Origin of the sequence: Alloalcanivorax balearicus MACL04 (assembly GCF_025532145.1) — a bacterium.
Classification (GTDB): domain Bacteria; phylum Pseudomonadota; class Gammaproteobacteria; order Pseudomonadales; family Alcanivoracaceae; genus Alloalcanivorax; species Alloalcanivorax balearicus.
On record NZ_ARXS01000015.1, the window covers coordinates 83,800 to 110,207 of the forward strand.

At 63.4% G+C, this 26,408-nt stretch carries 23 protein-coding genes and 1 pseudogene; 16 read left to right on the forward strand and 8 right to left on the reverse strand.

From position 1 onward, the window contains the following. Window positions 1–9: 9 nt before the first annotated feature. Window positions 10–1,254 (reverse strand): acyl-CoA dehydrogenase family protein, encoded by a 1,245-nt coding sequence (locus MA04_RS13635; RefSeq protein ID WP_262460988.1) that lies wholly within the window; start codon window positions 1,252–1,254, stop codon window positions 10–12. A 207-nt stretch (window positions 1,255–1,461) separates the two neighbouring features. On the opposite strand from MA04_RS13635, the gene MA04_RS13640 reads away from it, so the two are divergent. Together MA04_RS13640 and MA04_RS13645 are read left to right on the forward strand one after the other, a co-directional pair. Continuing rightward, window positions 1,462–2,331, forward strand: a complete 870-nt coding sequence (locus tag MA04_RS13640) for a CHAD domain-containing protein (RefSeq protein WP_262460990.1) — start codon at window positions 1,462–1,464, stop codon at window positions 2,329–2,331. A gap of 269 nt (window positions 2,332–2,600) precedes the next feature. Continuing rightward, the gene (locus MA04_RS13645; protein ID WP_262460992.1) at window positions 2,601–4,100 is read left to right on the forward strand and encodes a flavin-containing monooxygenase; all 1,500 of its coding nucleotides are present in this window, start codon (window positions 2,601–2,603) and stop codon (window positions 4,098–4,100) included. A 3-nt stretch (window positions 4,101–4,103) separates the two neighbouring features. On the opposite strand, the gene MA04_RS13650 is transcribed toward MA04_RS13645, so the two are convergent. From MA04_RS13650 to serB, 5 genes are all read right to left on the reverse strand, one after another. Then, a complete protein-coding gene (locus tag MA04_RS13650; protein ID WP_262460994.1) occupies window positions 4,104–4,964 on the reverse strand; it encodes an alpha/beta hydrolase in 861 nt (286 codons plus the stop codon). Between the two features lie 9 nt (window positions 4,965–4,973). Beyond that, complete coding sequence (locus MA04_RS13655; protein ID WP_262460996.1) at window positions 4,974–7,382, reverse strand: TonB-dependent siderophore receptor; 2,409 nt, start codon at window positions 7,380–7,382, stop codon at window positions 4,974–4,976. Window positions 7,383–7,606: 224 nt separating this feature from the next. Next, complete coding sequence (locus MA04_RS13660; RefSeq protein ID WP_262460998.1) at window positions 7,607–8,581, reverse strand: FecR domain-containing protein; 975 nt, start codon at window positions 8,579–8,581, stop codon at window positions 7,607–7,609. Window positions 8,582–8,583: 2 nt separating this feature from the next. Then, window positions 8,584–9,159 carry a sigma-70 family RNA polymerase sigma factor gene (locus MA04_RS13665; protein ID WP_394356153.1) on the reverse strand — a complete coding sequence of 192 codons (576 nt, stop codon included), beginning with the start codon at window positions 9,157–9,159 and terminating at the stop codon, window positions 8,584–8,586. Window positions 9,160–9,334: 175 nt separating this feature from the next. Next, on the reverse strand, window positions 9,335–10,564 hold the full coding sequence (serB, locus tag MA04_RS13670; RefSeq protein ID WP_014992952.1) for a phosphoserine phosphatase SerB: 1,230 nt from the start codon (window positions 10,562–10,564) through the stop codon (window positions 9,335–9,337). Between the two features lie 152 nt (window positions 10,565–10,716). Between serB and MA04_RS13675 the strand changes: the two genes are divergently transcribed. Next, a complete protein-coding gene (locus tag MA04_RS13675; protein ID WP_262460999.1) occupies window positions 10,717–11,940 on the forward strand; it encodes a hypothetical protein in 1,224 nt (407 codons plus the stop codon). On the opposite strand, the gene MA04_RS13680 is transcribed toward MA04_RS13675, so the two are convergent. Both MA04_RS13680 and MA04_RS13685 read right to left on the reverse strand, forming a co-directional pair. Next, window positions 11,865–12,680 carry an ATP-grasp domain-containing protein gene (locus MA04_RS13680; protein WP_262461001.1) on the reverse strand — a complete coding sequence of 272 codons (816 nt, stop codon included), beginning with the start codon at window positions 12,678–12,680 and terminating at the stop codon, window positions 11,865–11,867. The two genes, MA04_RS13675 and MA04_RS13680, sit on opposite strands and share 76 nt — an antisense overlap. 94 nt (window positions 12,681–12,774) lie before the next feature. Then, window positions 12,775–13,083, reverse strand: coding sequence for a GNAT family N-acetyltransferase (locus MA04_RS13685; RefSeq protein WP_022994360.1), 309 nt, complete (start codon window positions 13,081–13,083; stop codon window positions 12,775–12,777). 113 nt (window positions 13,084–13,196) lie between these two features. Between MA04_RS13685 and hisB the strand changes: the two genes are divergently transcribed. From hisB to MA04_RS13750, 13 genes and pseudogenes are all read left to right on the forward strand, one after another. Further along, window positions 13,197–13,802, forward strand: coding sequence for an imidazoleglycerol-phosphate dehydratase HisB (gene hisB, locus MA04_RS13690; protein WP_014992956.1), 606 nt, complete (start codon window positions 13,197–13,199; stop codon window positions 13,800–13,802). Between the two features lie 11 nt (window positions 13,803–13,813). Beyond that, window positions 13,814–14,455, forward strand: a complete 642-nt coding sequence (gene hisH, locus MA04_RS13695; protein ID WP_262461005.1) for an imidazole glycerol phosphate synthase subunit HisH — start codon at window positions 13,814–13,816, stop codon at window positions 14,453–14,455. A gap of 51 nt (window positions 14,456–14,506) precedes the next feature. Beyond that, the gene (hisA, locus tag MA04_RS13700; RefSeq protein ID WP_262461006.1) at window positions 14,507–15,247 is read left to right on the forward strand and encodes a 1-(5-phosphoribosyl)-5-[(5-phosphoribosylamino)methylideneamino]imidazole-4-carboxamide isomerase; all 741 of its coding nucleotides are present in this window, start codon (window positions 14,507–14,509) and stop codon (window positions 15,245–15,247) included. 14 nt (window positions 15,248–15,261) lie between these two features. Beyond that, window positions 15,262–16,035, forward strand: coding sequence for an imidazole glycerol phosphate synthase subunit HisF (gene hisF / locus MA04_RS13705; protein WP_163122995.1), 774 nt, complete (start codon window positions 15,262–15,264; stop codon window positions 16,033–16,035). Then, entirely contained in the window at window positions 16,032–16,496 is a 465-nt protein-coding gene (locus MA04_RS13710) for a YaiI/YqxD family protein (protein WP_262461007.1), read from the forward strand. Before hisF ends, MA04_RS13710 begins: the two co-directional genes overlap by 4 nt. A 93-nt stretch (window positions 16,497–16,589) precedes the next feature. After that, entirely contained in the window at window positions 16,590–17,003 is a 414-nt protein-coding gene (gene arfB / locus MA04_RS13715; protein ID WP_163123001.1) for an alternative ribosome rescue aminoacyl-tRNA hydrolase ArfB, read from the forward strand. 40 nt (window positions 17,004–17,043) lie between these two features. After that, window positions 17,044–18,837: a toxin-antitoxin system YwqK family antitoxin gene (locus MA04_RS13720; protein ID WP_262461009.1), complete on the forward strand. Its 1,794-nt coding sequence runs from the start codon at window positions 17,044–17,046 to the stop codon at window positions 18,835–18,837. Between the two features lie 65 nt (window positions 18,838–18,902). Further along, window positions 18,903–19,784: a bile acid:sodium symporter family protein gene (locus tag MA04_RS13725; protein WP_262461011.1), complete on the forward strand. Its 882-nt coding sequence runs from the start codon at window positions 18,903–18,905 to the stop codon at window positions 19,782–19,784. 277 nt (window positions 19,785–20,061) lie between these two features. Then, complete coding sequence (locus MA04_RS13730) at window positions 20,062–21,405, forward strand: MFS transporter (RefSeq protein ID WP_262461013.1); 1,344 nt, start codon at window positions 20,062–20,064, stop codon at window positions 21,403–21,405. A gap of 25 nt (window positions 21,406–21,430) precedes the next feature. Then, window positions 21,431–22,897 carry a nitrite reductase large subunit NirB gene (gene nirB / locus MA04_RS13735; RefSeq protein ID WP_262461014.1) on the forward strand — a complete coding sequence of 489 codons (1,467 nt, stop codon included), beginning with the start codon at window positions 21,431–21,433 and terminating at the stop codon, window positions 22,895–22,897. After that, window positions 22,894–25,590 carry a nitrate reductase gene (locus MA04_RS13740; protein WP_262461016.1) on the forward strand — a complete coding sequence of 899 codons (2,697 nt, stop codon included), beginning with the start codon at window positions 22,894–22,896 and terminating at the stop codon, window positions 25,588–25,590. Before nirB ends, MA04_RS13740 begins: the two co-directional genes overlap by 4 nt. Beyond that, entirely contained in the window at window positions 25,590–26,183 is a 594-nt protein-coding gene (mobA, locus tag MA04_RS13745) for a molybdenum cofactor guanylyltransferase MobA (protein ID WP_163123017.1), read from the forward strand. The genes MA04_RS13740 and mobA overlap by 1 nt, the downstream gene beginning before the upstream one ends. 2 nt (window positions 26,184–26,185) lie before the next feature. Continuing rightward, window positions 26,186–26,408: pseudogene (locus tag MA04_RS13750) on the forward strand (GTP 3',8-cyclase MoaA); the annotation flags it as partial.

A 26,408-nucleotide genomic window follows, 5' to 3' on the forward strand; every position in this document is an offset into this window, starting at 1 on the left:
CGCCAGACATCACAGCGTGAAATACACCGCCGTGGCACCGCGGTTTTCCCGCGCCCGGCGCAGTTCTTCCCGTGCCACGGTGCGCAGATGCACCTCATCCGGACCGTCCATGAAGCGCAGGGCGCGGCCCCAGGTCCACAGATAGGCGAGCGGTGTATCGGGGCTGAGGCCCATGGCGCCGAAGATCTGCATGGCCCGGTCCAGTACCCGGGTTTGCAGGCGTGCGGCCACCACCTTGATGGCGGATACCGCCACCCTGGCGGCCGGGTTGCCGTGGTGGTCCATCCGCCAGGCCGCCTGGAGAACCAGCAACCGGGCCTGATCGATCTCCAGCCGGCTCTCGGCGATCCAGTCGCGGATGTTGTCGAAATCGCACAGAAACCTGCCGAAGGCGCGTCGCTCCAGCGCCCGCTCGCACATCATCTCCAGAGCCAGCTCGCATTGCCCGATGGTGCGCATGCAATGGTGCACGCGGCCCGGGCCGAGCCGGGCCTGGGCCATGGCGAAGCCGGCGCCGGGCTCGCCAAGCAGAAACTCCACGGGCAGCCGCACCTGACGAAACAATAACTCGCAGTGACCTTCCGGGGAGTGGTGCTGCAGGATGGGAATGTTGCGTTCCACGCTCACACCCGGGGTATTGAGAGGCACCATGATCATGGAATGCTGGTGGTGGGGGCCGCCGCCGTCATGGTCATCACAACGCGCCAGCACGATGGCGAAATCGCAGCGGGGGTGGGCGGCGCCGGTGATAAACCACTTGCGGCCATCCAGTACATAGTGATCGCCCTCCCGGCGCAGAGTGGTGGCGATGTTGGTGGCGTCGGAGGACGCCACGTCCGGCTCGCTCATGGCGAAACAGGATCTTACCTCGCCTTCCAGCAGGGGGCGCAGCCAGCGGTCGTACTGCGCCGGGGTGGCGAAACGGTGCAGTAATTCCATGTTGCCGGTGTCCGGAGCGCTGCAATTGAACACCTCCGCGGCCCATGGGATGCGGCCCATGATTTCCGCCAGCGGCGCGTAGTCCAGGTTGTCCAGGCGGGTGCCGGGTTCCTCCTCGCGAAGCTCGGGCAGGAACAGGTTCCACAGGCCGTCTTCCCGGGCCTGGAGCTTGAGCGGATCGATCACCGGGAGAGGGTATTCTCCGGCGTTGGCCAGCCGGTGCCATTCCGCGTTGCGGGGCAGCACCCGGCGTCGCATGAACTGCTGCATCACGTCCTGGACCTGGCGGCTGTATTCGGAGAATTCGAACTCCATGGGGCGCTCCTCGCTGATTGGACTCTTCAGCCTAGGGCAGCGGGACGGCGGGCCTTTTGATGATGATCAAGAAAGCGGCCGGCACGGCGGGTTCGAGTGTGACCTACCGGCTGGCAGGTATGGCGGTCACTGTCATTTCCTTGTCACGGTAATCCCGCCGGGGGCCTGCCATAATCGAGCGGCTTTTTGCACTCCCCGGAGGTATCCATGAGTTCCCCCATGCTGGAACGGCTGGTGGCCGTGGCCTGTGACCAGGATTGTCAGGCCCTTGCATCGTTGATGGATCAACAGCAATTGACACCGGAACAGGTTCACTCCTTACGTGTGCTGATCAAGCGGCAGCGCGCGTTGTGGCAACTGATATCCACCCAGGGAGAGAGCAAACGCGCGCAGAAACAGGACAAGGCCCTGCGTGCCGGAGCCAGACTGCTGGCCGCTTCCCGTGATCGCCAGGTCACCGAGGAGACGCTGGCCGCGTTGAAGCAGACCACGCGGCGGGATTATGAGCTGGAGGCCCTGGAGCGGGTGACGGCCTGGCTGGCGGAGGAGCAAAGCGATCCGATGGCGCCGTCGGTGCCGGAAGCGCTGCCGCTGGTGTTCCAGGAAGACCTGGACGCCTGGCAGGCACTCAAGCGCAAGGGGGAGGATCAGGATGTAATCCGCAAGGGTTACCTCACTCTCTATCGGCAATTACGCCAGCAGGCTCTGGAGACGCTGTCCGAGGGCAAGGATGAGGACTGGCACCGTCTGCGCCGCGACGTGAAATACCTGCAGTATCAACTGGAGCCCCTGGGCGGCACGCTGGCGGACGCCGAGGTGGATATAAAGCGGATTCGCAAACTGGGCAGCCAGCTTGGCGACTTGCACGATCTGCATATGCTCGGTGACCAGCTCAAACGCCGCCTCAAGAAAACCGGAGACGCGGAGCTCCGTGAAGCCTTGGTCTGTGTACGCCAACTGACGGCCCGTCGCGAAGAGAGGGTGATGACGGAGTGTCGGCAGCGTACCCGCCGTGTGTTTGAACTGAAGCCGAAAATGCTACGACAGGCCCTGGAGCAGCTCGCCCTTCCCGTCTGAGCTTTCTCCGGGGTGATCGGCGGTCGGAATGGCTCCGGCGCCGGTCCGGTTCCGGCGTCCTCATGGCGCAAACGTCCTTTACATCAGTCAATGTCATGGACATTGGCCGCAGCGCCCCGATTGGGCCACCCGCTTGGCCGTAGCGCCGATGATTCGGCACCATCCGACCTTCCGATCCCCCTTGGGATACCCGCATTATGGGCCAATGTCACGAGCCACTGCCCCGCCCGCGCGAGGAGGACGGCTCAGCCCATACGGCGGAGAGAATCATGTCCAACAACCACTTCGATGTTCTGATCATTGGCGCCGGCCTGTCCGGTATCGGCGCCGCCTGTCATTTTAGCCGCCAATGCCCGGAGCGCAGCTACGCCATTATCGAGCGTCGTGAGCGCATGGGAGGCACCTGGGACCTGTTCCGTTATCCGGGGATCCGTTCCGACTCGGACATGTTCACCCTGGGCTACAACTTCCGTCCCTGGACCGAAGCCAAGGTGCTGGCGGACGGGCCGTCGATCCGCAATTACATCGTCGAAACCGCCAAGGAATACAAGGTCGAAGATAAAATCTGCTACGGCCGCAAGATGACCGGCGCGCGCTGGTCCTCATCACAGAACCGCTGGACCGTGGACCTGGTCCGCGAGGAAGACGGCGGTGCCGAGCAGGTCACCTGCCAGTTCTTGTATTGCTGCACCGGTTACTACAACTATGATGCCGGCTATACCCCGGATTTCCCCGGCGTGGACGACTTCAAAGGTCAACTGGTCCATCCGCAGAAATGGCCCGAGGACCTGGATTACTCCGGCAAGAAAGTGGTGGTGATCGGCAGCGGCGCCACCGCCGTGACGCTGGTGCCGGCGATGTCGGAGAAAGCGGGCAGCATTACCATGCTGCAGCGCTCGCCCACCTACGTGGCCACGGTGCCACAGGAAGACCCGATCTCCGTCAACCTGCGCCGATTTCTGCCGGAAATGGCGGTGTACCGTCTGGCCCGGGCGCGCAATATCGCGCTGCAGCGCATGGTCTTCAAACTGTCCAAGCAGCGGCCGAAGCTGGTGCGGCGCGCCCTGCTGGCCGCCGCCCGCCGTCAGCTGGGCTCCGAGTTCGACATGACCCACTTCAAACCCCAGTACAACCCTTGGGACGAGCGCCTGTGCGCGGTCCCCAACGGCGATTTGTTCAAGGTGCTGCGCAAGGGCAAGGCGGACGTGGTGACCGATCATATCGATACCTTCACCGAGAAAGGCATCCGTTTGAAATCCGGCAAGGAACTGGAGGCCGACATCATCATTACCGCCACCGGTCTGGATCTGCAGTTGCTGGGCGGCGCCAGCCTGACCGTGGACGGCGAAGAGGTGGTGCCCAAGGACACCCTGGTGTATCGCGGACTGATGCTGCGTGACGTGCCCAACATGGCGCTGGTGTTCGGCTACACCAATTCCTCCTGGACTCTGAAGGCGGATCTGGTCAGCGAGTATGTATGCCGCCTGCTCAACTATATGGCGCGCAATGGTATTGAACGGGTGACGGCGCGTGATGAGGAAGGCTGCGATACCGACGATAATTTCGTCGGCCTGCAATCCGGCTATGTACAGCGCGCCGCCGATCGCCTGCCCCGCCAGGGCAGCAAGGCGCCCTGGCAGGTGCTGAACAACTACTTCAAGGATCTGCCGGCGTTACGGTTCGGGCGCATCGAGGACGACACCCTTGAGTTCTCGCCAGCCCCGGCCAGCCGCCGTCGTGGTGGTTTGCTGGCGATGCTGCGTAACTGACGCTTACCGCCGCCGCGCGGTCAGCACTTCGCGTAACACCAGGTTCTCGATGCGGAACGGCACCGACATGTGATCCTCGTCCTCGATCACGGTGACGCTGCTGCGCAACCCGTGCGCCGATAGCGGCTGCAGCCGCTTTTGCAGCGCCACGGTGTTTTGCACTTCCTGAGGCGAATCCCGCTCCGCCACGATCAACGCCAGACTGGTATGTGTCACATCGATCGTCCGGTCCATCACCTGTTTGGTGAAACGCCGCTCCGGTGGCAACAGATAATGGTCGTGCCACCACAGGCTGGGGCTGGCGGAAACGATGTGATCGAACAGCTCCGGCCGGGAGAACAGCGCGTAAACCGCGAACATGCCGCCAAATGAATGGCCATAGAGGCTTTGTTGATCCTCGTCCACGGTGTAGTGCTTTGCTACTTTTGGCATCAGCGTCCGCTCAATGAAATCCAGCAATTGATCCTGGCCGCCCTGGGGCGGGTCATTGCGATCCTCGGGAACCGGCGGTGAAAAATCATAGGAACGGCGCAGAAAGTTGAGCGGTTTATCGCCGGGGTAACCGATGCCGACGATGATGGCCTTCCGGTACGCCTTTTGTGCCCGTTTCGCCTCGTGCAGCGATGCGAAATAGGCGTTGGCGTCCAGCACATACAGCACCGGGTAGCCACCGGTGTAGGGCAGTTCCCCTTCCGGTTCGCTGATCATGATGCGGTAGGGGTGACCCTCGGCATTGGTGAGCCGCCATTCCTTGGTGCCGCTCAAGGTTACCGGGGCGTCGCTGGCGGAGGCGTTTAACGCTACCAGCCCGGTGCAGCAGAGCAGGGCGATCAAGCCGCCGCGGATAATAAACACAACAGACATGGGACGCTCCTACCAGCGATAGCTGACGCTGCCGATCACGCTGCGGCCTTCACCGCGATAGCAGTAGCCGGCCTCGCAGGCGATGTATTGTTTGTCGAACACATTTTTGGCATTGACGCCGATACGGAAGCCGGCGAGTGCGCCGTGCAGATCATAGTGGGCGCCGAGATCCACCAGCGTGTAGGCCTCGTTCTTGTCGTCGTTATTGCTGTCGCTGTAGTTGCTGCCCACATAGCGGGCGCCACCGGCCACGCCGAGGCCATCCAGGACACCGCCGTACTGGCGATATTCCAGCCACAGGCTGGCCAGATGGCGGGGTCGGTTGATCGGGTCCTTGCCTTCGTCGCCGTCGTTGCTTTTGGTCACCTCGGCATCGTTGAAGGCATAGCTGGCGGTCATGCGCAGCGCCTCGTTGATGTCGGAAACCGCTTCCAGCTCAACGCCCCGGGAACGCTCCTCGCCGGTCTGCAGGTGGTTCAGTGCATTGTCGGGATCACGGGTAAGAACGTTGGTTTGCGTGAGTTGATACACCGACGCGGTGAGCAGGGTGCGGCTGCCCGGCGGCTGGTATTTCACGCCCAGCTCGAACTGTTCGCCCTCGGTGGGTTTGTAGTCCTCACCGTAGAGGTTGGCGCCATTCTCGGGGAGGAAGGACTGGGCGTAACTGGCATAGGGGGCAATGCCGGAATCGAACAGATAGAGGACGCCGGCCTGGCCAGTGGTTTTGTCGTTGTGGCTTTTGTCATGGCTGCCGGCGAGATGGTTTTTCTTGTCGGTGGCGCTCCAGTCCTGGCGGATCCCGGCGGACAGGCGCCAGTTGTCGAGCGCCATTTGATCCATCAGGTACAGACCGCCGCGGTGGGAGGTCCCGGTCTGATCGGTAAACACCGTGCCGGTGGTGGGGTTGGGGACCGGTTGATGGTAATCCGGGTTGGTAATGTCGATGGAGGGCGCCGGCCCGGACGCGTAGACCACGTCGTAATTCAACCAAGTGTAGTCGATACCGGTGAGCAGCGTATGGCGGACCGGCCCGGTATTCAGCTCGGTGACCAGACGGGTGTCGGAGGTAACCGATTCCATGTCTTCGTAGACACCGTAACTGGATCGCGGCAGCAGATTCGGCGTGCTGCTGTCGACGGTGCCGACGGAGAGATACTGGTTGGTGGTATCCACGTTGCCGTAGCGCAGGTTGTGCTGGAAGCGGACACGGTCACTGAAAGCGTGTTCGAATTCGTAGCCCAGGCTCCATTGCCGTTGATCCAGCTTGTCGAACTCTTCGTCGCCGGGCCAGAAACGGGTCAGGGTGTCGCCCTGTTGATAAGGGCGCGGCGCGCCGCTGGTGAGGCGGTCACTGTACTGCGCCAGCAGCGTGAGGTGGGTGTCATCGTCGATGCGCCAGCTCAGGGATGGCGCCAGCAGGGTAATGTCGTTGTCCACTTGCTCGATGTCGGTTTCGGCGTCACGGGCGACACCGACCAGCCGGTAAAGCACATCCGCGTTCTGGTCCAGTTTGCCGCCGACATCGAACTGGCCCTGCAGGTGATCATTGTTGCCGGCCTGCAATTCCACTTCCTTGCGTGCCGACAGGCTGGGTCTTTTGCTGACCCGGTTGACCATGCCGCCGGGGCTGATCTGGCCGTACAACACTGAAGCGGGGCCCTTGAGAATTTCCACCCGCTCCAGCGCATAGGGTTCACTGGTGTAGTAGGACAGCCAGCCGGTGTTGGGCTGGCGCAGCCCGTCCAGGAAATCGGCGTTGGTGGTGGCCGGGTAGCCGCGCACATTGATCTGGTCGAAACGCGGATCCAGGCCGGCGCCGCCGACGCTGACTCCGGCGGTGTAGGCCACCGCTTCCTCGACACTGGTGGCTTTGCGGTCGGCGATCTGATCGGCGGTGACCACGCTGATACTCTGCGCGGTTTCCAGAACAGGGGTGTCGGTTTTGGTGGCGGTACGGCTGTAGCCGGCCTGATAGCCGTCCACCGGATCGACACCATTGGCGCCGCCGGGCTGTCCCCGCACGGTGACCGGATCCAGTAAGTGCGGCCGGGTGTCCTGTTGGACCGGAACCACCACATAGCCGCTGCGGCCCTGCTCCACGGTGAGCCCGGTGCCGGCCAGTAATTGCGCCAGGGCTTGCGCCACCGAGGCGGGCCCTTGCAGGCCCTGGGTCCGCCGGTCTTTGACCAGGTCCGGGGAAAAGGACAGGGTGATGCCGGTTTGCTGGGCGAACCGGCTCAGCGCGGGCGCCAGTGGGCCGGCGTCAATGCGGATGTCGCGCAGGGCCGTGGAGGGCGGCGTCTGCACGGAGTCAGCGGCCAGCGCGGGGCCGCAGCCCAGGGTCAGCGCCAGCATGGAGGCGAGGGCGCGCCGGCGCCAATGGCGGTCGCCGGGGCGTTGAGAAGAAGAGAAAAGCATGGTGTCGTTCCGCTGTCGTTTAAGGACGTGTCATCCCGTTAACCGAACGACAGGGGAAAAACCGACAAACTTTCTGATTTCCTGCCAACACCGATGTCTACAACTCGGCGATTGCTGTGGAGCCGCTGTGGGAGCTTGCCTGCAAGCGAATTGGGGACATTTCCAGGAATTCGCTTGCAGGCAAGCTCCCACAGCGGCTTTGTGGTCCCGGCGGTGCTCCGGCGTCATGCTTGGGCCACCACCCGGACCCACAAGGAGGTACGCCAGACCACCTCCACCGGCAGCAGGCGGTCGAGGTCATCCATCAAGGCGTCGGGATGGTCCAACTGGAATACTCCGGAGAGGCGTAAATCCGCCACCGCCGGATCACAACCGGTGTGCCCGCTACGGTAACGGGCCAGTTCGGCGACGAATTCCTCCAGGCGCATGTTGTCCACCACCAGCATGCCGCGAGTCCAGGCGGCCGGCGGATGCGTCGGTGTGGCCAGCGGAGTGACGGCGAAGTCGCCCAGCCGCCAGCGCTCACCGGAGGCGCAAAGCTGCTGTTGGCCCGCGGCGGTGACAGCAGTGACTTCGCCCTGCTCGACCCAGAGGGTGGCGAAATCGCCCTGGTGGTCCCGTAACAGAAACCGGGCCTGCCCGGCCTCGCAGTGACCGAAACGATGTTCCACCCGCAGCGGACGGGGCAGGGCGTAGCCTGCGTCCGTCCCGCTTTCCACCCACATTTCGCCGTGATTCAGCACCAGGCGCCGCTCGCTGTCGCTGTAGCGCACATCCAGGGACGAGCGGGTATTGAGCTGGATGCGGGTACCGTCATCCAGAGTCAGGCGCTGCTGTTCTCCGGCACCGGTACGGTAGTCGGCGTGTAGTGGTGAGTGCCGGTAGGCCAGCCAACCGCCGGGTGCTCCGACCAACAGCGCAAGCAGACTCTTCAGCGTGCGGCGCCGATGCAGGTCGGCGCCGGCGTTGTTCAGCACCGGTAACGCCATGTCCTTGTCCGGCAGGGCATCCAACAGTGAACGGAATTCGCCACGCAGATCGCACAGACGTTCCCAGGCCAGAGCATGGTCGGGATGGCGTTCGCACCAGTCGCGGATGCTCCGCCGCAGGGCCTGGCGATCATCGGTGCCATCCAGGCGCAATTGCCATTGGATGGCGGTGTGCACCACCGATTCCGGCAGGGTCCGGTCGTGGGGCATGGTCAGGCGCCGCCCTGTTCGAAGCGCAGCCGGTAGCAATGCATCAGGGCTTCGGCCACATAGCGCTCGGCGGTGCGGGTGGAGACGCCCAGCTGCTCGGCCACCTGGCGATGATTCTGGCCACCCAACTGATAAAGCAGGAAGGCTCGACGTACCCGGGTCTTCAGGCCGTCCAGCATGGCCGCCACCCGCTCCAGCATTTGCAGGGCCTCGTTACGGGTTTCGGCGGAGGGCGCGTATTCCCGAGGCAACTGTGCCAAGGCTTCCAGGTAGGCTTTTTCCAGAGCGCCGCGGCGCCAGAAATCGACCACCAGCCCCTTGGCGATGGTGCCGAGAAAAGCCCGCGGCGCTTCGTCGGTGACCGGCTTTCCGCGCACCAGCACCCGCACGAAGGTGTCCTGGGCAATGTCGGCGGCCTGCTCGGTGCAACCCAGCTTGCGCCGTAGCCAAAGATGCAGCCAGCCATGATGGTCACGATACAGCTCGGCCAGATGAGACGAATCGATGTCGGTGGCGGGCATGGACAGAGACAGGTGAGTGGCGAAAGTGCGATGCCTGGTAACAGGCGTTGAAAGCACACATTAAACGCGAATCAGTCTCATTACAAGGGCTGGCGATGGGAACGGCCCAACGCGGTTCTTTTCAGTATGAAGAGTCGTGGAGGCCAGGTGCAAAGTTGTTCGCTGGCAAGCCAGCTTCCCACGGAGGTTCAAGAAAGCCACTGTGGGAAGCTGGCTTGCCAGCGAATACGGACTAGTTCAGCAGTTCCGCCTGATCCTTGTCGCGTACCCCGATCAGATAGAGGATGCCGTCCAGGCCCAGCGTGGAGATGGACTGCTCGGCATTCTTCTTTACCAGCGGCTTGGCGCGGAAGGCGATACCAAGACCAGCGGCGCCCAGCATCGGCAGATCATTGGCGCCGTCGCCCACGGCGATAACCTGCTCCAGGTTGATGTTTTCCTGCTTGGCGATCTGTTTGAGCAGTTCCGCCTTGCGTTCGCCGTTGACGATCTGGCCCACCACCCGGCCGGTGACCTTGCCGTCCTCGATTTCCAGTTCGTTGGCGTAAACGTAGTCGATGTTCAAAGTGCGCTTGAGCCATTCGCCGAACCAGGTAAAGCCGCCGGACAGAATGGCGGTGCGGTAGCCCAGGGCCTTGAGGGTGGGGATCAGGCGCTGGGCCCCTTCGGTCAGCTCCAGGCGGTCGCGCACCCGTTCCAAAGCGCTTTCGTCCAGCCCCTTGAGCAGGGCCACGCGAGAGCGGAAGCTCTCATTGAAGTCCAGCTCGCCGCGCATGGCCCGTTCGGTGATGGCGGCCACCTGCTCGCCGACGCCGGCCTCGGCGGCCAGTTCATCGATCACTTCCGAGCGGATCAGGGTGGAGTCCATGTCGAACACCACCAGCCGCCGATTGCGGCGGAAAGCACTGTCACGCTGGAAGGCGATATCCAGGTTGCGTTCGTTGGCGATGGACAGAAAAGCGGCGCGCATGGCCGCCGCGTCCCGGGGCTCGCCGCGCACGGAAATTTCCACGCAGGCGCGGGTGTCCGGGTTTTCCAGCTCGCCTTCCAGGCGAACCCGGCCGGACAGACGGGTCATGCTGTCGATGTTGAGGCCATTGTCGGCCACCACGGTGGTGACCTCGGCCAACTGCTCGGCGGTGATCTTGCGTGATAGCAGGGTGATGATATGACGGTCCTTGCCCTGGCCGGACACCCATTCCTCGTAGCGGTCCTCGTCGATGGGACGGAACCGCACCGAAATATTACGTTTGTGGGCTTCGAACAACAGGTCCTTGAGCAGCGGCGACGCTTCCCCTTCCGGTGGTACCTCCACCAGAATGCCCAGGGACAGGGTGTCATGGATCACCGCCTGGCCGATATCCAGTACGTTCACCTGGTAGCGGCCCAGTATCGCGGTGAAGGCCGCGGTCAAGCCAGGCCGGTCGTTGCCGGACACCTGGATCAGAATGATCTCGCGCACTAGTTGTGTTCCTTGGACCCGGGTAAAAGGTCGGCGTAGCGTAGCAAAAAGCGCCGGCCAGCGGCAGCCCGGTTTGGCGCCACGGGCAAGCCCGATGGCTCCTTAAACAGGTATACTCGGCCCCGCGATTCGCCCAACAGGAAATACGGACCATGTCCCTTTGGCAACGATGGCGCCCGTGGCTGCGCCAGGAGCGCGTTCTGCTGGTGGAACTGGCCACCATGCTGCTGATGGCGCTGGTGATCGGCGTCTACTTTCTTGAGCACTTTTCCGCCCGCCTGGAGGAGCAGCAACGGCAGGAACTGACCTCCCTGGCCCGGCAGACCGCCCTGCGCGCGGCGGAATCCATGGTCGGTGATGACCTTATCAGTCTCAATGTCATCGCTCGTGAAACCCGCGCTCTGGATACCGTCAGTGAGGCGCGTTTCCTCAGTGTGGCCCGGCAGCCGCTGGCCGGCGGCGAGCTGCCTTCGGCGGCCACGGTGAGAGTGGAAGTTCCGGTGGCGTTGGCGGATGGCGAACCGGCCGGAGCCCTGGTGCTGGCGGCCCGCCCGAGCACCGCCCGCGAGGGGCTGGAATCCGGCTACGTGCTGGTGGTGCTGGGCGTGTTGCTGCTGCGAGTGGCCGGGGAAGTCATGTGGCGGCGAATCCAGCGGGGGCAGCCCGCCAGGGCCGGCGATGAAACGCCGGGAACGGGTTTGGACAGCGACGAAGCTGAAGCGCTGGATGGCGCTCCACCGTCCATCGTGTTTCGGCGTCCGCAAGGCAATGGGGGCCCGGGCGGCAGCGATCTGCGCCTGAGTATCGTCAATTTCGATCACTTCCGGCAGCGCTATACCGCCGATGCCTTGCGGGCCTTGCTGGACGACTATCACCATCTGCTGAGTGAAGTGGCGCGCCTGTACGGCGGCCAGGTGGAGCGTGGACTGGGTGATCGCGCGCTGGTGCGCTTCCCGGGACAGCCGTTGTCGTCCACCTCCTTCGCCGCGCTGTGCGCGGGCTTGCTGTTCCTGCGCCTGACGCGGTTGCAGGGGCCCCGCCGCAAGTCGCATCAGGCGCCGGCGCTGGAGTTCAAGGCGCTGGTGTGTGATGACTTCGGTGAAGAGGAAAGCTGGGCGCTGTGCGTGGCCGGCGTGCCCGGCCGGTTACAGGTGCCGGAAAGCCAGCTCACCCGTGGTGAACTGGATGTGAAAGCCCTGTATCAACCGGAGCGGGCGCTGACGGTGATGTCCGGTGAGCGCCAGGTGCGGCTGCAGCCGGTGGAGCAATTGGCTTATCGCTATCAGGCGCTGTTGCGCAGTCAGGCGGAAGCGGTGATGGGCGACGGGTTGGGTTCCGGCCCGGCCGGCGAGGACGGCGTTTCGCCGAGCAGATAATCGTTCATTGCCGAGGCGATGCGCTGCGGCAGATCGGGCATGCCCTGATTGCCGAACAAGCGGTTGAACTCCAGCACATAAGGATGGCCATCCACCCAGGCCACGTCGAAGCCGGCGTAATCGATACCGAGGCGCAGGGCCAGATCGTGCACCAGTTCCACCGCGGCCTCCGGCACCGGCAGGTCATGACGTACACGGCCGCCGCGTGCCACGTTATTGAGGAACCCCTCGCCCTCGCGCCAGTAAGCGGCGATCACCTTACGACCCACCACCACCACGCGCAGATCGCGCACGATCGGCAGCAGCTTCTGGATGTAGAGCACGTCGTTCTGCGCGGCGAACGCCTGTAATTGCTGGCGGTTCTCGATCAGGAAAACGCCCTCGCCACGGCTGGAACGGACCTGTTTGCCCACGAACGGGAACGTCCAGGTGTCCAGGATACGGCTTACCGAAGTGCTGTCGGAGGGCAGTACCTCGGTGGCTGGCAGATGTTGAGGACAGGCCAGTTCCAGGGCCCGGGTCATTTCGATCTTGTCATGGCCCAGATGATAGGAAGCAGGGCTTGGGAAAATCGGCCGCTGCAACACGTAGTGCAGGCCGTGCAACTGCCAATACGCGGGGAACAGCAGCCAGTCGGCATCACTCAACTCGCTCACATGGGCGGCGGCGTGTTCCGGTTTGATGTAGCGAACCGAAGCCAAGCCCAGAGTGCGGAAGGGATCAAAGGTGATCAGTTTCAACGCAGGACAGCACCATTCAGCCGTAACGGACGATTTTATAGGGCCAAATCGGGTGTCTCGGCAAGCAAATTCAGCGCTGTCCCGCGGCGGCGATTCAGCCCGGCCGGCGGCACTCCGGCGGCAGGGACAGGGGGCCACCCTGGTGCTGTTCCAGCAGGCGTAGAAAATCCTTGCCGACGCCACGTCCCCGGGTGGACGGATGCACCACCATCCACAGCAGCGCCTCGCCGTCCAGGGCGGCCACCGCCACCGGCTGGCCGTTGAAATGGGCGCCGGCGATGGTGTGCCCCGCGGCGATGGCCTGGCGCAGCGCCCGGGCGTGGTCGGGATCATCGCGCAGGGTTTTGGCGAAAGTGTCGTTGACGCTGTCACTGGCGGCGTGAATCTGAAGCTGAATCGGCATGCGGTCTCCCGGAGGCGATGAAAAAACGTCCGTACCCCGCCGGTCTCGGCGGGCCACGTAGGCTAAAGGGTCGGTTCCCTAGTATACTACCCGCCTCAATCTTGGAGGTACCGATGAGCGAACGTCGCGCCACTGTCGAGCGCAACACACTGGAAACCCAGATCCGGGTCGCCGTGAATCTGGATGGCACCGGCGCCTGTAAGCTGGACACCGGCCTGCCGTTTCTGGAGCACATGCTGGATCAGGTGGCACGCCACGGTCTGATCGACCTGGACATCGTCGCCAACGGGGATTTGCATATCGATGCCCACCACACCGTGGAGGATATCGGTATTACCCTGGGGCAGGCGCTGTCCCGGGCCTGGGGCGACAAGAAAGGCATTCGCCGTTATGGCCACGCCTATGTGCCGCTGGACGAAGCCTTGTCCCGGGTGGTGATCGACCTGTCCGGCCGTCCCGGCCTGGAAATGCATGTGCCGTTTACTCGCGGCATGATCGGCGGCTTTGACGTGGATCTGTTCCACGAGTTCTTCCAGGGCCTGGTGAACCACGCCATGATCACCGTGCACGTGGACAACCTGCGCGGCAAGAACGCTCACCACCAGGCGGAAACCGTGTTCAAGGCCTTTGGCCGCGCGCTGCGTGTGGCGGTGGAGAGGGATCCGCGCATGGGCGATATCACTCCCAGCACCAAGGGCACCTTGACGGAAACCGAATGAGGAACCCAGGTATGAGTGAAACCGTCGCCGTGGTCGATTACGGCATGGGGAATCTGCACTCCGCCGGCAAGGCGCTGGAGAAAGTGGCTTCCGGTCAACGCATCGTGGTTACCGGTGACCCGGACCAGGTCCGCCACGCGGACCGGGTGGTGTTTCCCGGTGTCGGCGCCATTCGTGACTGTATCCGGGTGATCACCGAGACCGGGCTGGACCGGGCCATTCTCGATGTGATCGATGCGCGCAAGCCGCTGCTCGGCGTTTGTGTGGGCATGCAGGCGCTGCTGGATCACAGCGAGGAAAACGACGGCGTCGACTGCCTGGGTGTCTTCAACGGCCGGGTGGCGCATTTTGGTGAGCAGTACGGGGAAACCGGAAACCGCCTGAAAGTGCCGCACATGGGTTGGAACGAGGTGCGCCAGATGCACCCGCACCCGATGTGGGCCGGCATCGCCGACAACAGCCGTTTTTATTTCGTGCACAGCTACTGTGCCTTGGACGTGCCGGAAGAGAATATCTCCGGCATGTGTCACTACGGCCGCGATTTCGCCGCCGCGGTGATCAAGAAAAATGTCTTCGCGGTGCAGTTCCATCCGGAAAAAAGCGCCGACGCCGGCCTGCAACTACTGGAAAACTTCCTGCGCTGGCAGCCCTGACCGTCGCCGTGCCGACAAAACGCCGATATACGTTGATAGAAAGAGACTTTGATGCAACTGATTCCCGCCATCGACCTTAAAGACGGTAAGTGCGTCCGCCTCAAACAAGGGCGCATGGAAGACGACACCGTCTTCTCCGAAGACCCGGTGGCCGTCGCCACTCACTGGGTGGAACGGGGCGCCCGCCGCCTGCACCTGGTGGACCTCAACGGGGCCTTTGCCGGCGAGCCGGTGAATGGCGAGATCGTCAAGGCCATTGCCAAAGCCCACCCGAATCTGCCAATCCAGATCGGCGGCGGTATCCGTACTCCGGAAATCATCCAGGCCTACCTGGACGCCGGGGTGCAGTGGGTGATCATCGGCACCAAGGCCGTCAATGAGCCGGCCTTCGTCAAGGCAATGTGTCAGCGTTTTCCCGGCCATATCATCGTCGGCCTGGACGCCAAGGACGGCAAGGTGGCCACCGACGGCTGGGCCAACGTCACCGATGTGGATGTGATCGACCTGGCCCGGCAATTCGAGAACGACGGTGTCTCCGCCATCGTTTACACCGACATCAGCCGTGATGGCATGCTGCAGGGCGTGAATGTGGAAGCGACCGTGCGGCTGGCCCGGTCCATGAGCATCCCGGTGATCGCCTCCGGTGGCATCACCAACCTGGACGACGTGCGCAACCTGTGCGCGGTGGCGGACCAGGGCATCAGCGGTGCCATCACCGGCCGTGCCATTTACGAGAACACCCTGGACTTCGCCGAAGGCCAAGCGCTGTCCGACCAGCTCACCGGCGCCTGAGCGCGGAGACAACCATGAGCCTTGCCAAACGTATCATCCCCTGCCTGGACGTGGACGCCGGCCGCGTGGTCAAGGGTGTCCAGTTCGTCGATATCCGCGACGCCGGTGATCCGGTGGAAGTGGCGCGCCGTTATAACGAAGCCGGGGCGGACGAGATTACCTTCCTGGACATTACCGCCAGCCACGAAGGGCGGGACACCACCCTGGAAACCGTGGAGCGCATGGCCAGTCAGGTGTTCATCCCGCTCACCGTGGGCGGTGGCGTGCGCACCCTGGAAGATATTCGTAATCTGCTCAATGCCGGCGCCGACAAGGTCAGTATCAACTCGGCGGCGGTGAAGAATCCGGAATTCGTCCATGAGGCCGCGCAGCGGTTCGGCTCCCAGTGCATCGTGGTGGCCATCGATGCCAAGAAAGTCAGCGGCGAAAGCGAGAACAATCGCTGGGAGATTTTCACCCACGGGGGCCGCAAGCCCACCGGTATTGATGCGGTAGAGTGGGCGCGACGCATGACCGATTACGGCGCCGGTGAAATCCTGCTGACCAGCATGGATCGCGACGGCACCAAAAACGGTTTTGATATCGCCCTGACCCGGGCCATTGCCGATGCCGTGCCGGTGCCGGTGATTGCCTCCGGCGGTGTCGGCAATCTGCAGCACTTGGTGGACGGCGTGATCCAGGGCGGCGCCGATGCGGTGCTGGCGGCGTCGATCTTCCACTTCGGCGAGTACAGCATTGCCGAAGCCAAGAAATACATGCAGCAAGCCGGCATTGAGATGCGCCTGTGAGTGAGGCGGCGCCGTGTATCTGGGTGGACGCGGACGCTTGTCCCGGCGCGATCAAGGAAGTGCTGTTTCGCGCCGCCCAGCGTCGTCATCTGCACACCCGGCTGGTGGCGAACCATGCCATGCGCGTGCCCCGTTCCCCGTTTATCCGTCTGATCCAGGTCCCTTCTGGTTTTGATGCCGCCGACGATTACATCGCCGAACAAGTCAGTCCCGGTGATCTGGTGATCACCGCGGACGTGCCGCTGGCGGACCGGATCGTGGCGGCGGGCGCCATCGGCCTCAACCCACGCGGCACCCTTTACACCAAGGAGACGGTGCGCGAGCATCTCAACCGTCGCGACTTCATGGAAGAAATGCGTTCCGCCGGTCTCGCCAGCGGCGGCCCTTCCGCACTGGACAAGCGCCAGGTCCAGGCCTTCGCCAACGCCCTCGACCGGTTCCTCGCCACAGCGGCGTTGTAGCATGATCTGTGGGAGCCAGCCTGCTGGCGAATGGCACGGAGGTTGCGTGGCCCCGCTGTGGGAACTGTCCGGACAAATTGAGAGCTCGTTCCCATGCTGAAAATCTCCAACAACGTGACCATCCCCGAAGCGGAGATCGAATGGCATGCCATCCGTGCCCAGGGCGCGGGCGGCCAGAACGTCAATAAAGTGTCTTCCGCTATCCATTTGCGCTTCGACGTGCGGGCATCGACCTTGCCCGAGTTCTACAAGGAGCGGCTGCTGGCCTTGGGCGACCAGCGCATCACCGCCGACGGTGTCATCGTGATCAAGGCGCAGCGGCACCGGACCCAGGAAAAGAATCTGGACGACGCCTTGCAGCGTTTACGTGCATTGATTCTCGACGCCACCGTGGTGCACAAGAAACGCAGGCCCACTCGTCCGTCGAAGTCGGCGCGCAATAAACGCATGGACAAGAAAACGCGGCACGGCCAGACCAAGGCGTTGCGCGGCAAGGTGCGCCCCTGATTCCCCGATCCCCACTGTTCCGATTCAAGGAAGGATGCCCATGATGCTCCGATTAGCGATGCTGGCCGGTGTGCCGGCCCTCTTGTTGAGCGCGTTGGCTGGCGCCGATACCCGTGCCCTGGACAATGACTGGTTTTTGACTGACGGCGATCCGGCCTTCCGGTTGCACTGGCCTCTTGAGCAAACGGACTCAGGCTGGCGGGTGGTGATCGACAAGCCCGACGGCACTCCGTTTTTCAAGAGCCAGATCGCTGATCCGGAGGCGCTACACCTGCTTAACACCAGCAACCGTCGTGGCCCCTTCGCCTATTACCACGCTAACGGCCAGGTGGAACTGGAAGGCCACTATGATGACCAGGGAAGAATCACCGGCCAGGCCCTCTTCTACTGGAACAATGGCAATGCCCGGGAAATTCGTGACTACTTGCCTGAGGGCTACCACGTGGTCAAGGCCTTCCATGAGGACGGTAGCCTTGCCATGGAGGCGCTGCCGGACAAGGGCGAACACACCGACCGGGCGAAGTACTACCGGGAAGACGGGTCGCTACGGTCCCGCATCTACACCCGGCCCGCCGAAAAGGGCGGCCTGGCGGATGTGCGGCTGAACTACGACCCGCAGGGCAACATCGTTGCCCGCGTGGAAGCCAATGATGACGTCCAGGTCAGCGAGACGATCAAGAGCGGTCACTTGGTGGAACGTCTCACCTTCGACCGGGCCGGAACCTGGTCGCTCCGGGAGCGCTTCAACGAAGACGGTGATCTGATACGGCGGGACCGGAATCTGTTGCCCGACTACCAGCGAGACGGGGAACAGATTTTTGTCACCGACGAGGGCGTGCGCCGGGTGTCCCATTACCGCAAGGGTAAGCAACATGGTGCTTCCTCCAGCCGCCGGGGGGACACCTGGCTGGCACAGGGCTTCTACCGGAACGATCAGCCGGTGGGCCGCTGGTTCAAGGTGGATGAGGACACCGGCGAGGTCACCGTGACCCGCTACGATGACCAGGGCAGGTTCCTGGGCCGTTATCACATCGGCGCCGATCTGGTGGTTCATGGCGACGACGGCAAACCGATGGCGCCGGCGGCGCTGCGCGAAGTCGAACGCAGTCTGCCTCCGGTGGGTACCTCCTGGCTGTACCAGCTCAATGACACACAACCAGTGGCATTGACGCTGGCGGCGATAAACGGTGGCCGGGCCGATTATGAGGTGGGAGAGAGCGGCATCACGCTTCGGGAGGAGCTGGACGCCTATCAGCCGGAGGGTGCCGAGGCTGGCCCCACACTGCGCTTCCCGCTGCATCCCGGTGATGTGTGGCGCTATGACACCGAGTCCACGGTGGCAGTGCCGGTGTCGGAGGAGGCCCGCTGGCAATACCGCTACCGGACCAGGGTGATCAGCCGGGTGGACGCCCTGGAAAAAATTCAGGTGGGCGCCGGTACCTTCGCCGCCTTGCGCATCAGCCGTGAAATTGCCTGGCGCAAGGATCAGGCTCGTGGCGAAGGGGCGGGCCTGGATAAAATCCGCAACGGCGGCGATGGCCTGGTGGAGGGCTTCACCCGCGAGTTGCTCTGGTATGCCCCGGAAGCCGGTCGAGTGGTGCTTAAGGCGCACATGGAATCCGGTGACCCGAATCTGCTCCAACGTCCCGCCGCGCAACTGCTGGAGAATGCCGCCACCTGGTTCACCGAGTTGCTGACATTGGCTGCCCCCGGCGAGAAACCGCATCCCGGCGAGCCCCGTTACGCGCGCGAACCGCGGGCGGGCTGGATCGGTTTCGCAATGCATGCCAACGATACCTGGGAATATCGGATGCAGAATCACGCGGTTGAATGAGTCGGCGTGGCCATGTTTGCGAGGTAAAGGTACGATCGTCCTAATAATGACAAGAGGACGAGCGCATGGATCAGGCAACATTGATTGCGGTGGGGCTGCCGGCGGCCCTGTTTTTGATCATGGTGGGTATGGGGCTGACCCTGACCCCGAAGGATTTTCGCGAAGTGCTGGTGGCGCCCCGGGCCACCTTGTATGGCTTGGTGGCCCAGATTCTGTTGTTGCCGATGGTCGGTGTGGGGCTGGCGCTGTGGCTTGACTTGTCGCCGGCGCTGGCGGTGGGGCTGGTGGTGATCGCGGCCTGTCCCGGTGGCACCACTTCCAATCTGTTTGCCTTTCTCGGCCGGGGTGACGTGGCGCTGTCCATTGTCCTCACGGTGGCGGCGAGTCTGATCACCATTGTCACCCTGCCGATGTTCACCAGCTGGGCGCTCGGTCATTTTCAGGACAGCGAGCGGGTGCTGGAATTACCGATACTGCGCACCATCATCACTCTGTTCGTCATCATCCTGGTTCCGGTGATCCTGGGCATGACCTTGCGTCATTTCCGCCGTGATTGGGCGGAGAAAGGCGAAAAAATGGTGAGCGTGTTCGGGCTGCTGGTGCTGGTAGTGGTGATTGCGCTGTTGCTGATTGATCTCGGCGAGGAAGCGCTGGTATTGCTCAAACAGGGCGGGGCGGCGGTGATTTTGCTGAATGTCGTTGGCCTGGCACTGGGCATGCTGGGAGGACGGTTGATCGGTCTGGATCGGCCCCAGGCGTTCACCGTGGCGATCGAGCTGGGAATCAAGAACGGCACCCTGGGGCTGATGATCACCTTGACCTTGTTGCAATCCGAGGCAATGTCGGTGCCAGCGGCGGTGTATGGCGTGCTGATGTTCTTGTTCGGCTTCCTGATGCTGGGTTACAGCCGGGTTACCGGGATTGGCCGGCCACGGACGGCGACATAGCCGGCGGTAATGCACCGGGTGCACGCACCGGGTGCATGAAATTTGCACCCGATATGGGCATGGTCCGGGGCGGACCGGTGGCGCCGGGCTGTCTTCCAGGGGCCCTTCTATGTGGTTGGTTGTCGCCGGTTCGGGCGGCCTAATTCCTTGTTTTATAAATAAAAAATATTAAGGCTGGGGGCGGGTGGACGGTCCCCCACTGCCATCCTCCTGGGTCTTGGTTGGCCGTGGCATGGTCCTTGCGAGTTGCGGTGTGTTCTGGTGAGGAATTCAGACCATGCACACTGATAAAGCAACCCGTTTGCAACTTTTTGATTTGCGCCTGGTACAGACCCGGGTGTTCCATCTGACCTGGATGGCGTTCTTCGTCTGCTTCTTCGCGTGGTTCGCCTGCGCTCCTCTGATGCCGGTGATTCGCGGTGAATTCGATCTGACCACCAAGCAGATCGCCAACATCAACATCGCCGCCGTGACGATCACCATCCTGGTCCGGCTGATCATCGGCCCCCTTTGTGATCGGTACGGGCCGCGCAAGACCTACACCGGCTTGATGCTACTCGGCGCCATTCCGGTGTTCGGCGTGGCGGCGGCGCAAAGCTATGAGAGCTTTCTGTTCTTCCGCCTTCTGATCGGTGCCGTGGGCGCCAGCTTCGTGATCACCCAGTACCACACTTCGATCATGTACGCGCCCAACGTGGTGGGCACCGCCAATGCGGCGGCGGCGGGCTGGGGCAACGCCGGTGGTGGTGCCGCTCAGGCGCTTATGCCGCTGGTGCTTGGCGCGGTGTTGATGTTTGGCGTTGGCGAGGCGTTTGGTTGGCGCCTGGCTTTGCTGGTGCCCGGTGTGTTGATGCTGGTGATGGCGTTTCTTTACTGGCGTTTCACTCAGGATTGCATGGACGGTAACTACAGCGAGCTGCGTGCCGCCGGGACCATGCCGGACACCGGCAAGAAGGGCGGTTGGGACAGCTTCAAGCTGGCCGCCGGCAACTATCGGGTATGGATGTTGTTCGTCACCTACGGTGCGTGTTTCGGCGTTGAGATTTTCATGCACAACGTGGTTGCCACCTATTTTCTCGATAACTTCGACCTGTCATTGAAAACCGCCGGGCTGGTGGCCGGCAGCTTCGGCTTACTGGCCCTGTTCGCCCGTGCCCTCGGCGGCTGGGTGTCCGATCAGGTGGCGCGCCGGGGAGGTCTGGATGCGCGCGCCCTGGTGCTGTTCGTCCTCATCGTCGGTGAGGGGCTGGGATTGCTGTTGTTCTCGCTGATGGACAGTTTCCAACTGGCGGTGCTGTCGATGCTCGCCTTTGGTTTGTTCACCCATATGGCCTGCGGCGCCACCTACGCCCTGGTGCCGTTCATCGACCGTCAGGCGCTCGGCGGCGTGGCCGGCATTATCGGCGCCGGCGGCAACGTCGGCGCGGTGGCCGCCGGCTTCCTGCTGCTGTGGGTGGGGGAAGTGCAGCACACCTTGTTCCTCCTTGGCACCCTGGTGCTGGTCAGCGCCCTGTGCGCCATCGCCGTGCGTTTCTCCGCCGCGCACAAAGCCCGCGAAGAGGAACTGTACCAGGAAGCCCTGGCGCAGCGGTCCGCCCAGGTCGCCGGCAGCAACGCCTGAGACACCGGATCCGATGGAGGTCGTGATGAAACAGGAACGGTTAGTGGTGATTGGTAATGGCATGGTGGGGCAGAAGTATCTGGACCACTTGGTGGCGGACGGGCTGCATCAGCGTTATCAGGTCACGGTGCTGTGCGCGGAATCGCGTCCGGCCTACGACCGTGTTCACTTGTCGGATTTCTTCACCGGCCGCAGCAGCGAGGACTTGTCTCTGGTGCCAGCGCTTTTTTTTGAGCGCCACGGTATTGAGCTGCGTTTGAGTGAGGGCGCCGCCAGCATCGATCTGCAGAACAAGACGATCCGGACCGCCAAGGGCGCCACGCTGGACTATGACAAACTGGTGCTGGCCACCGGCTCTTACCCGTTCGTGCCGCCGGTGCCGGGACGGGGCCGCCCCAGCTGTCTGGTGTACCGCACCATCGAGGATCTGGAAGCGATCATGGCCTCCGGGCGGGATGCGGAAGTAGGCGTGGTGATCGGCGGTGGTCTGCTCGGACTGGAGGCGGCCAAGGCCCTGCGCGATATCGGTCTGCAAACCCATGTGGTGGAATTCGCGCCGCGCCTGATGGCGGTGCAGGTGGACGATGGTGGCGGCGCGCTGCTGCGCCGCAAGATCGAACAGCTTGGCGTGTTCGTGCATACCGGCATGAACACCACGGAAATCATCGACGGAGAGTTTTACCGTCACCGTCTCAACTTCGCCGACGGCGAGCACCTGGAAGCGGATCTGGTGGTGTTTTCCGCCGGTATCCGCCCCCAGGACACGCTGGCCCGTGACGCCGGGCTGGCGGTGGGGGAGCGCGGCGGGATTGTCATCGATAATCACTGCCGCACCTCCGATCCCGATGTTTACGCCATCGGCGAATGCGCGCTCTGGGGCGGGCGCATCTATGGTCTGGTGGCACCGGGTTACCAGATGGCGAGTGCCGCCGTCAGCCATTTGCGGCATCGGCGTGATGAAGCACTGGCGGTACCGTTCACCGGCGCCGATATGTCCACCAAGTTGAAATTGATGGGCGTGGACGTGGCGTCCCTGGGGGATGCTCATGCCAGTACGCCGGGGGCGTGTTGTTATCGCTACGAGGATGAGCGCAAGCAGATTTACAAGAAGCTGGTGGTGAGCGAGGACGGCCGGCGCCTGCTGGGCGGCGTGCTGGTAGGGGACGCACGGGAATACAACACGTTGTTGCAACTGATGCTCAATGACATGGCGCTGCCGGAAACACCGGAGCAATTGATCCTGCCCGCCGCCCGGGGCGCCGCGCCAACCCTCGATGTCACCCGGTTGCCGGACAGCGCCACGCTCTGCCAGTGCCAGAACGTGACCAAGGGAACCTTGTGTCGGGCTATCGCCGAGGGCCACTGCGATTTGGCGGCGATCAAACAATGTACCGGCGCCGCCACCGGCTGCGGCAGTTGCGAGCCCCTGGTCCAGACTCTGCTGGATACTTCCGGCGTCGCCGCGGATGCCCTGACGGAGGTGGGAATATGACCTGCACCACTTGTCCCTACTGTGGTGTGGGTTGTGGCGTGATCGCCACGCCCGGAGACGAGAGCGCACCGAACCGGTTACGTATCGAAGGTGATCCGGATCACCCGGCGAACCAGGGCCGCCTCTGCGTGAAAGGGGCGGCCCTGGCGGAGACGGTGGGGTTGGAAGGGCGCCTGTTGCAGCCCTTGATGCGCGATGACGACGGACGGGAGCAAGCCGTGTCCTGGGACCGGGCGCTGGATCGAGTGGCCACGGATCTGCGCCGCATCATCGACCAGCATGGCCCGGAGGCGGTGGCGTTCTACGTCTCCGGCCAGTTGCTGACCGAGGACTATTACGTGGTCAACAAGCTGGTGAAGGGCTGGCTCGGCACCGCCAACATCGATACCAATTCGCGACTGTGCATGTCCTCCGCGGTGGCCGGTCATAAAAGAGCTTTCGGCGAAGATCTGGTGGGCGGCAATTATCAGGATCTGGAAGAGGCGGACCTGGTGGTGCTGGTGGGCTCCAATACCGCCTGGTGCCACCCGATCGTCTATCAGCGATTGATGCAGAGCCGGCGCGAGCGGCCGGAGAAACGTATCGTGGTGGTGGATCCGCGCCGCACCGCCACCTGCGAACAAGCGGATATGCACTTGCCGGTGAAAGCCGGCTCCGATGTGTGGCTGTTCAACGGGCTGCTCACCTATCTGGAAGAGCACGGCGTGGTGGACACCGGGTTTGTCGCCAACCATACCGGCGGTGCCGCCGAAGCGCTGGCCGTTGCCCGTGCCGACGGCGGCCGTTTGGAGGCCGTGGCCAAGGCCTGTGGTGTGCCGGTGGCGCAACTGCAGGCGTTTTACGCGCTGTTCGCGCGAACCCGCAAAGTGGTGACGGTGTTTTCCCAGGGCGTGAACCAATCGTCCAGCGGCACCGACAAGGTCAACAGCATCATCAATTGCCACCTGTTCACCGGGCGGCTTGGCGAGCCCGGCATGGGGCCGTTTTCCATCACCGGCCAGCCCAATGCCATGGGCGGCCGGGAAGTCGGCGGCCTGGCCAATACGCTGGCGGCGCATCTGGAACTGGATGAGCCGGTACACCGGCAACTGGTGCAGGAATTCTGGGGCAGTCCGAGCATCGCCCGGGAACCGGGTTTAAAAGCCGTGGATTTGTTTGACGCGGTACACGATGGCCGCATCAAAGCCCTGTGGGTGATGGCCACCAATCCAGTGGTGAGTCTGCCGGACGCCGACCGGGTCCGCGACGCCCTGCGCCGTTGTGAACTGCTGGTGGTGTCCGATCTGTTTGCCGATACCGATACCGCCGCCGAGGCCCGGGTGGTGCTGCCGGCGCTGGGCTGGGGCGAGAAAGACGGTACCGTGACCAACTCGGAACGCTGCCTGTCCCGGCAAAAAGCCTTTCTGCCGTCGCCGGGAGAGGCGAAGCCGGACTGGTGGGCGGTCAGTGAGGTGGCGCGCCGGCTGGGGTTCGAAGGTTTCGGCTTTGAGCAGCCCCATCAGATTTTTGATGAGCACGCGCGGTTGTCGGCCTGGCGCAACGATGACGACGGCGTGCGGCGTGCTTTCCATATTGGCGGTTTGGCGGGTCTCGACGCCGAGGGCTATGATCGCCTGCGCCCGTGCCAATGGCCGGTGCCGCAAGCCGGTGAACATACCCCCCGGCTGTTCCAGGACCGCCGCTTTTTCCATGGGGACGGCAAGGCCCGGCTGGTGCCTACCGCGCCCCGTGCCCCGATCAACGCGGTGGATGACGAGTTCCCGCTGGTGCTCAACACCGGCCGTATTCGCGACCAATGGCACACCATGACGCGCACTGGCCGCGCCCCGCGTCTGGCCAGCCACTTGCCCGAACCGTTCGTGGAGATGCACCCTTACGAAGCCATGCTGTGCGGTGTACAGGACGGGGCCCTGGTACGAGTGGCCAGCCGTTGGGGCGCGATGGTGGCGCGGCTGCGCTGCACCGCTGATCAACCGCGCCGGACCGTGTTCGTGCCGATTCACTGGAATGATCAGCGTGCATCGGATGCCCGCGTTGGTGCATTGGTCAACCCGGTGGTGGATCCGCTCTCCGGAGAACCGGAGTTCAAGCACACCCCGGTCATGGTGTCGCCGTTCCCGGTGGATTGGCACGGGGTGGTCTATAGCCGTTCCCCCCTGCAGTTTGAAGGCAGCGAGGCGCCGGCCTATTGGGTCTGTATCCAGGGCGACGGTTTCCTGCGCTATGAACTGGCCGGCCGGGGCCGGCTTGAGGAGCCGCACCACTGGAGCCGGTCGCTGCTGGGATTCGAGCAGCAACCGCAGTGGTTGGAAGTCGGTGAAGTCAGTGCCGGTGATTATCGCGCCGCCGCGCTGGCGGAAGGTCGGCTGCTGGCTTGTGCCTATTTATCACCGCGCGCCGAGCTGCCTTCGCGCAGTTGGTTGAACCGCGTGTTCGGCAAGGAAAGGGTATCCGAGGCGGATATCGTCGGGCTCAAACTGGGGCGCTCGGTGGACCCGGCCGACGACGTCGGCGCCACGGTCTGCTCTTGTTTCTCGGTGGGACGGAATACCATCCTCGACGCCATTCGCGATAACGGGTTAACCTCGGTGGAGGGCGTGGGGCGCTGCGTCAGAGCGGGCACCAATTGCGGTTCCTGCCAGCCGGAAATCCGCGCCCTGATCGAAGAGGCGAGATTGGCGGAGGGCGCGTGATGGAGGACGTGACGGTTGCGATCCTCGCGGGTGGCCAGGGACGCCGGCTCGGCGGTGTGGACAAGGGCCTGATACCGGTGCTGGGCCGCAGCCTGGTGGAGCGGGTGCTGCAAGCCCTGCCCGCCGGCACGGCGAGACTCATCGTGGCCAACCGTAATTTGCGTGCCTACCAGGCATTGGGTGTTCCGGTGGCCAGTGATCCCTGGCCGGATTTCCGCGGGCCACTGGCCGGTATCCTGGCCGCGTTGCGCACGGCCTCCACACGGTGGGTGCTTATTCTCCCCTGTGATGCGGTGACCTTGCCCTATGACCTGCTGCCCCGTTTAATGATCCAGGCCAAGAAACGGGACTTACAGGCGGTGTATGCTGAGGCTCATGGACAGGGCCAGTATTTGTGCTGCTTGCTGAACCGCGATCTGGAAAGCGGGCTCGCCGAAGCGCTGGAGCGTGGCGAGCGGGCGCCGCGTCGCTGGTTCGCCACCATCGGTGCGCGGCCGGTGGACTTTTCCGACGTGCAGCCGGAGCCGCTGTGGAGTTTGAACAACCCCGCGGAAGTGGCCGACGCTTGTGCCCGTCTGAGCCGGGGAGACTGATCATGGGCATAGCCTTTGAGCCGTTGTTAGTAAAGGAGCCATTGCAGGACCGTTTCGGCCGGGTCAAACGCAAGCTGCGTTTGTCACTGACCGACCGCTGCAACTTCCGTTGCCGGTATTGCATGCCGGAACACCCGCAATGGCTGCCCGGGCGGGAGCTGATGGACCGGGAGGAGCTGTTGCGGCTGGCAACCCTGTTCGTGGACAACGGTATTGAAGAGCTGC

What these genes read in the sequence shown, in the direction of transcription:
- MA04_RS13675 (WP_262460999.1), top strand. Translation starts at nt 10,717, where the DNA reads ATGTCCCTTTGGCAACGATGGCGCCCGTGGCTGCGCCAGGAGCGCGTT.
- mobA (WP_163123017.1), top strand. Translation starts at nt 25,590, where the DNA reads ATGGAGGACGTGACGGTTGCGATCCTCGCGGGTGGCCAGGGACGCCGG.
- MA04_RS13740 (WP_262461016.1), top strand. Translation starts at nt 22,894, where the DNA reads ATGACCTGCACCACTTGTCCCTACTGTGGTGTGGGTTGTGGCGTGATC.
- nirB (WP_262461014.1), top strand. Translation starts at nt 21,431, where the DNA reads ATGAAACAGGAACGGTTAGTGGTGATTGGTAATGGCATGGTGGGGCAG.
- arfB (WP_163123001.1), top strand. Translation starts at nt 16,590, where the DNA reads ATGCTGAAAATCTCCAACAACGTGACCATCCCCGAAGCGGAGATCGAA.
- hisB (WP_014992956.1), top strand. Translation starts at nt 13,197, where the DNA reads ATGAGCGAACGTCGCGCCACTGTCGAGCGCAACACACTGGAAACCCAG.
- MA04_RS13655 (WP_262460996.1), bottom strand. Translation starts at nt 7,382, where the DNA reads ATGCTTTTCTCTTCTTCTCAACGCCCCGGCGACCGCCATTGGCGCCGG.
- MA04_RS13635 (WP_262460988.1), bottom strand. Translation starts at nt 1,254, where the DNA reads ATGGAGTTCGAATTCTCCGAATACAGCCGCCAGGTCCAGGACGTGATG.
- MA04_RS13660 (WP_262460998.1), bottom strand. Translation starts at nt 8,581, where the DNA reads ATGCCCCACGACCGGACCCTGCCGGAATCGGTGGTGCACACCGCCATC.
- hisF (WP_163122995.1), top strand. Translation starts at nt 15,262, where the DNA reads ATGAGCCTTGCCAAACGTATCATCCCCTGCCTGGACGTGGACGCCGGC.
- hisA (WP_262461006.1), top strand. Translation starts at nt 14,507, where the DNA reads ATGCAACTGATTCCCGCCATCGACCTTAAAGACGGTAAGTGCGTCCGC.
- MA04_RS13685 (WP_022994360.1), bottom strand. Translation starts at nt 13,083, where the DNA reads ATGCCGATTCAGCTTCAGATTCACGCCGCCAGTGACAGCGTCAACGAC.
- MA04_RS13730 (WP_262461013.1), top strand. Translation starts at nt 20,062, where the DNA reads ATGCACACTGATAAAGCAACCCGTTTGCAACTTTTTGATTTGCGCCTG.
- MA04_RS13645 (WP_262460992.1), top strand. Translation starts at nt 2,601, where the DNA reads ATGTCCAACAACCACTTCGATGTTCTGATCATTGGCGCCGGCCTGTCC.
- hisH (WP_262461005.1), top strand. Translation starts at nt 13,814, where the DNA reads ATGAGTGAAACCGTCGCCGTGGTCGATTACGGCATGGGGAATCTGCAC.
- MA04_RS13725 (WP_262461011.1), top strand. Translation starts at nt 18,903, where the DNA reads ATGGATCAGGCAACATTGATTGCGGTGGGGCTGCCGGCGGCCCTGTTT.
- MA04_RS13720 (WP_262461009.1), top strand. Translation starts at nt 17,044, where the DNA reads ATGATGCTCCGATTAGCGATGCTGGCCGGTGTGCCGGCCCTCTTGTTG.
- MA04_RS13650 (WP_262460994.1), bottom strand. Translation starts at nt 4,964, where the DNA reads ATGTCTGTTGTGTTTATTATCCGCGGCGGCTTGATCGCCCTGCTCTGC.
- MA04_RS13640 (WP_262460990.1), top strand. Translation starts at nt 1,462, where the DNA reads ATGAGTTCCCCCATGCTGGAACGGCTGGTGGCCGTGGCCTGTGACCAG.